General features: G+C 38.1%; 6 protein-coding genes, 1 pseudogene and 1 other annotated feature. Of the genes and pseudogenes, 6 read left to right on the forward strand and 1 reads right to left on the reverse strand.

Going from position 1 to position 4,756, the window contains the following annotated elements; translation table 11 throughout:
* The first annotated feature begins 86 nt into the window (after window positions 1-86).
* The 5 genes from FTV42_RS15560 to FTV42_RS15580 all read left to right on the forward strand — a co-directional run bounded on the left by FTV42_RS15560 (window position 87) and on the right by FTV42_RS15580 (window position 3,022).
* The gene (locus tag FTV42_RS15560; protein WP_119065094.1) at window positions 87-1,016 is read left to right on the forward strand and encodes a MobA/MobL family protein; all 930 of its coding nucleotides are present in this window, start codon (window positions 87-89) and stop codon (window positions 1,014-1,016) included.
* On the forward strand, window positions 1,013-1,513 hold the full coding sequence (locus tag FTV42_RS15565) for a hypothetical protein (protein ID WP_068550831.1): 501 nt from the start codon (window positions 1,013-1,015) through the stop codon (window positions 1,511-1,513). Before FTV42_RS15560 ends, FTV42_RS15565 begins: the two co-directional genes overlap by 4 nt.
* A 70-nt stretch (window positions 1,514-1,583) precedes the next feature.
* Complete coding sequence (locus FTV42_RS15570) at window positions 1,584-1,880, forward strand: BrnT family toxin (RefSeq protein WP_042087986.1); 297 nt, start codon at window positions 1,584-1,586, stop codon at window positions 1,878-1,880.
* Window positions 1,870-2,085, forward strand: a complete 216-nt coding sequence (locus tag FTV42_RS15575; protein ID WP_042087985.1) for a hypothetical protein — start codon at window positions 1,870-1,872, stop codon at window positions 2,083-2,085. The genes FTV42_RS15570 and FTV42_RS15575 overlap by 11 nt, the downstream gene beginning before the upstream one ends.
* A gap of 127 nt (window positions 2,086-2,212) precedes the next feature.
* Window positions 2,213-3,022 carry a hypothetical protein gene (locus FTV42_RS15580; RefSeq protein ID WP_108091266.1) on the forward strand — a complete coding sequence of 270 codons (810 nt, stop codon included), beginning with the start codon at window positions 2,213-2,215 and terminating at the stop codon, window positions 3,020-3,022.
* Between the two features lie 793 nt (window positions 3,023-3,815).
* Here the strand turns inward: FTV42_RS15580 and FTV42_RS15585 are convergent.
* Window positions 3,816-4,232, reverse strand: coding sequence for a hypothetical protein (locus FTV42_RS15585; protein WP_163169825.1), 417 nt, complete (start codon window positions 4,230-4,232; stop codon window positions 3,816-3,818).
* On the opposite strand from FTV42_RS15585, the pseudogene FTV42_RS15590 reads away from it, so the two are divergent.
* Window positions 4,185-4,756: pseudogene (locus FTV42_RS15590) on the forward strand (IS3 family transposase); the annotation flags it as partial. The gene FTV42_RS15585 and the pseudogene FTV42_RS15590 overlap by 48 nt on opposite strands.
* Window positions 4,474-4,590 (forward strand) — a sequence feature (AL1L pseudoknot). It overlaps the preceding pseudogene by 117 nt.

A 4,756-nucleotide genomic window follows, 5' to 3' on the forward strand; every position in this document is an offset into this window, starting at 1 on the left:
ATCATCATTATGATGTGGGCTTCGATACTTGATCAAAGAGCGTTTAAAAAAGAACGTAACCGAAAAAAGGAACAGGATAAGACCTAATGGCGATTGCTCGTTTAAGTGTCAAAGTCGGTAAGGCAGGTAAAGCAGCACCGCATGCCGAATATATTGATCGGGATGAAGAAAAAAAGCTGAAACAAGAACAGGCAGAAACCGACCTTGAACATAGTGCCTATGGGAATATGCCGAAATGGGCTGAACATAATCCGATTACCTTTTGGGAAGCAGCCGACCTTTACGAGCGCAAAAATGGCAGTACCTATCGAGAATATGAAATTGCCCTGCCTAGAGAGATGAATGCCAAACAACGTCTAGAACTGGTTGAGGAGTTCATTCAGTCCGAGATCGGCTCAAAATATCCATATCAGTTTGCGATTCATAACCCTAAAGCAATGGACGGCAACGATCAGCCCCACGTGCATCTCATGTTTAATGAACGTCTGCAAGATGGAATCGAACGAGATCCAGAGCAATATTTCAAACGCTATAACAGCAAAAATCCTGAACGTGGCGGAGCTAAAAAAGACAATACAGGCAAGAGTTACCAGGAACGAAAAATTGATATTAAAGACCTACGCCAAAGATGGGCGGATTTATGCAACAGCCATTTAGAAAAACATCAAATTGATAGCCGTATTGATATGCGAAGCTACAAAGAGCAAGGCATAGAGAAAGAACCCGAAAAGAAACTGTTACCAAGCCAAGCCAAAGACCCTGAAATTAGGGAAGCCCTACAACAATCACGTACAGCCTATAAAGAGCTTGAGCGACTAGACTTAGGCGACCCCAAACAAGACCTGAAAGACCTCAAAAACAGCCCAATTTCAGACAAAGAAATTAAACAGGGTATTGAGAGCTTTAAGGCTGATTTTGACAGCTTTAAACAGCTTGCTTTGGAACAGTACAAACAACAGCAGAAATTAGAAAGAGAGCAACAGAAAACAATGAAGTTTAGAGGGATGAGCCGATGACACCTGATGAAAAAAAGCTATATGCACTAATGGCAGTTGCAGAACAACAGCAGAACCTCGTCAATCAGGCCGTTAAAGAGCTTCAAATCACGAAAGAACACATTCAAAGCACTATTGCTGGGCAGACCCACCATACTGTATCAAAATCGCTAAATACGGGCTTACAGGAGGGTACAGCGGAGCTTATTAAGACCGCTAAAGCACTTGGACGCTTGAATAATTCAATTGAATCAGCCCGTGATCAGTTGTCATGGAAGCTCATTACCATTGTTCTAGGCATCTTTGCCATTCTGATGCTTGGTATCATTTGGCTGTTTAGTGTTTATATCAAACCTTTAGGCAATATCCCGCAGATCGAGAGCCTGAGACAGCAAGGCATCCAGTTTGATATTGGAAGTTGTAAAGTTGATGGAGAATCTAAACCGTGTGTCCGAGTGATGAAAAAGCAGTGCGGATATGGAAAAAATGGCGATTTTTGTGTCATAGACCCAAAATAATAAGAATATTTCTTATGCTAAAAGAAAATTCTTACTTAATTTCAATTCTACGAGAGGAAAAGGGGTAATCATGCCATTGATTGAATATTACGGCTTGTTATTTGAATGGCATGACCAAAAAATGGATTTAGTCTACAGAGGGCGTGAAATTACGTTCGAAGAAGTCTGTAGTATTTTCCTTGATCCTGCATTGATGTCTTTTGATGATGTAGGACACTATGACGAACAACGACTAATATCAGTCGGTTTAAGCAATCGTGGTAGACTATTAACAGTGGTTTGGGTTGAACGTGGAGATGTTGCGAGAATAATCACTGCATTTGAACCATCACATCACCAAAAGCGGAGGTACAGCAATGCAAAATGAATTAGAACGCTATAAAAATTTTGATCCTACCAATGCCCCATTGGTTAAACCTAGTTTTGTGAAAAAATTACAGGAACGTCACGCCATCGCTCAAGCAAAGGCTTTTGATGCTGATGTGGTGACATGGTTAGGTTCACAAGATAATGAAACAAAACAACATATTAACGATATGGTTCGCCATATTATGGCATTGAAACGTACTTAATTAGGTATGACCTCCCTTTTTTGTTTTAATGTTTGATTGATTAATTAGAAAGCTCATTTGGTATTCATACCAAATGAGCTTTTACTTTATAGTTTTTGAAGGATACGCCGTGGTTAAGGAAGTTGTTATGTTGAAACATTCAAGTTTGGAAAGAAAAGAGTTCAAGCATGAAGAACTTGCACTAATAAAAAAACTTGATTTCAACGATATTGAGATTATTAAGCCTGATAATCTTGGACAAATCTTAATTTGGACTTCTAAACTTGCTGAATATCATCATGCTCAATTTGTTGAATTTAGTCATAAGTTAGATATTGTTGATGAAATAGAAGAGCGAGAAGAGATTAACAATAAGATTAATTTTTATAGAAAAAGTAGAGTTTTAGAGAATCATATCAAGGATTTCTATCTAAAAAAGCTATTGGATCAAGGAGAAGCGACAGTAAAGGGATATATCAAACATCCGATTAAACAGGATACAAATTACGCTGTAATTTCTTATCACGGATATCATTTTGTTAGTTTTGCTACTCCAGAGATTATTGAAAAATTTCCCTTACATTTTATTGATTTTGTACAAAGTGAAACACCAAAGACATTAGCAGATATACACTCTGATGAAGCTGTACTGCTATCAACGGTTAAGAATTTTATAACGCCCTTTAAAGAACAATATAAAAAAATAAAGAGTAAAAATAAGGAGATCAAAGAACACAATACGGTCGTACATAAAATTTATATAAAAATTAAAAATAAAGAAGCAACTTTGCAAAAGCCAACAGATTCAAAGCCTAAAGAATCTAGCCCCAAATCTGATGAAAAGATTACTTTACCAGTAAAAATGAAGCAGGTAGCTATTCAGCAAAATATAGCTTCACAAGAAAAGTCAATTACTGTGATTAAGAAGCGAAAATTTGCTTTAAATAAGGATAAGTAAATTTGTAATTGTAAATTATAAAGAAAATCCCCCCTAAGCCTTGCAACTTAGAGGGGTTTTCCAGTAAATTCTACGGTACGCAGTTATTTGATGTTAACCCATCGAATAACGAAGATCATAAGGTTTGGCGACCGTTATGATTTCACCAAAGGCTGGTACCTGAACTCTATTTTCACAATAAACAGTGTTTAGATCAAGTCTCAAAATGATAAGTCTTCGTTAATCCGTGTTTTAAATCATCAAATAAGCATCATAGATCGAGCTTTGCCTGCTTCTGCGTGTCCGTTTTAGGGATTGGCATGCGTTGCATGTGGAGGGAATAAGTGTCACTGGTGCAACGTAGCGATAGTCGAAAGGCTAAACCGCTACAGGGGAATCTCACAAAAGCGGAGCGTTAAGAGTAGCTGTATAGGTTGGTTAAGTTGCATGTTGGGGAAACCCTCGCAGAGATACCGCCATACTTCGACAGGGAGCGCGTGGGAGAAGGTGCAAGACCTTTAGTCCTTGTCTGCATAGTCTGCAAAGCTATGTGCGGATACGACCGATATACGTGGCTCCGAAGCCAAAAGAATATGCGGTAAATCGGCAATACTTAAAGGATGTGTCATTTTTTTAAATGACCGCCTTTAGGGAGAGTATTGCCGAAACTCTCTCAACCGTTCACCAAAGCCAAAGCACGAAGTGCGACGCTTGGGTAACGAGTTGAGAAGTTGAGAGCATGTGCTTTTGCTTTTATAGGTTTTTATATTTTTATAGAAGAGCTTTTGAGAAGCTTGTTCTGCTTAGGCTATTATTAAAATCCAATTCTGTTTGTATTAATAATAATGTTATTAGAATATTTTCCTCTGACATCATCGCAAACAGTTGTATAGCTATAATATTCATAGGTTTTTAGAGTACCAATAATATAGCCTCTTTGAAAAATAGGTTCCCATTGATTAGTAAATGGGCTCAAGAAAAGACCTTGTGAACATTCAATCGCTAAATTATTTTTCACTACATTATTTTTAGGATTTGAGTGAACTTCTTTTATAGAAAAATATCTAATATCATTATTATTTGGTGCTGTTTTGATTGAATTTTTGTCTACATATATTTTAGAAATCTCACCTTGAACCGTACCGGGTTTGTCGGAGACCAAGCTTTCTGAGAGAATGTCCCGATGAAAAAAGTAAAATATACCCCTGAAATCAGAGAAAGAGCGGTTCAATTATTGATTGAATCCGAGAAAGATTATCCATCGAATTGGGCTGCGATCACCGCTATTGCTCCCTGAGCAGTATACTGCGCAAGGGTTGTACTCCTGAAACACTACGTGTTTGGTATCAAAAATATTTAGATAAACAAAATCCAGTTAAAGTACAGCAGCTTTCAGACCAAGAACGTATCAAACAACTCGAACGCGAAAATAAAGAACTGCAACGCGCCAATGAAATTCTACGTAAAGCAGCCGCTTTTTTCGCCCAGGCGGAGCTCGACCGCCCACACAAATAATGGTGGATTTTATCCATAATAATAAAGAGCTGTACGGAGTCGAGGCGATTTGTAGAATTTTACCGATCGCACCTTCAACCTATTACCGGACTCTAGATCTCTGTGAAAATCCAGAACATCGAGCAAAGCGAGATTTACATGACTTGCATCATGCTGAGGAGATTAAACGAATTTGGAAGGAAAGTTCAGGTCGGTATGGTGTACGTAAAGTCTGGCAAAAACTGAAACGTGAAGGCTATA

Origin of the sequence: Acinetobacter sp. YH16052, assembly GCF_013417155.1 — a bacterium.
Taxonomy (GTDB): Bacteria; Pseudomonadota; Gammaproteobacteria; order Pseudomonadales; family Moraxellaceae; genus Acinetobacter.

Excerpts from the sequence above, each read along its gene's own strand:
- FTV42_RS15560 (WP_119065094.1), top strand. The coding sequence starts at position 87 with ATGGCGATTGCTCGTTTAAGTGTCAAAGTCGGTAAGGCAGGTAAAGCA.
- FTV42_RS15580 (WP_108091266.1), top strand. The coding sequence starts at position 2,213 with ATGTTGAAACATTCAAGTTTGGAAAGAAAAGAGTTCAAGCATGAAGAA.
- FTV42_RS15565 (WP_068550831.1), top strand. The coding sequence starts at position 1,013 with ATGACACCTGATGAAAAAAAGCTATATGCACTAATGGCAGTTGCAGAA.
- FTV42_RS15575 (WP_042087985.1), top strand. The coding sequence starts at position 1,870 with ATGCAAAATGAATTAGAACGCTATAAAAATTTTGATCCTACCAATGCC.
- FTV42_RS15570 (WP_042087986.1), top strand. The coding sequence starts at position 1,584 with ATGCCATTGATTGAATATTACGGCTTGTTATTTGAATGGCATGACCAA.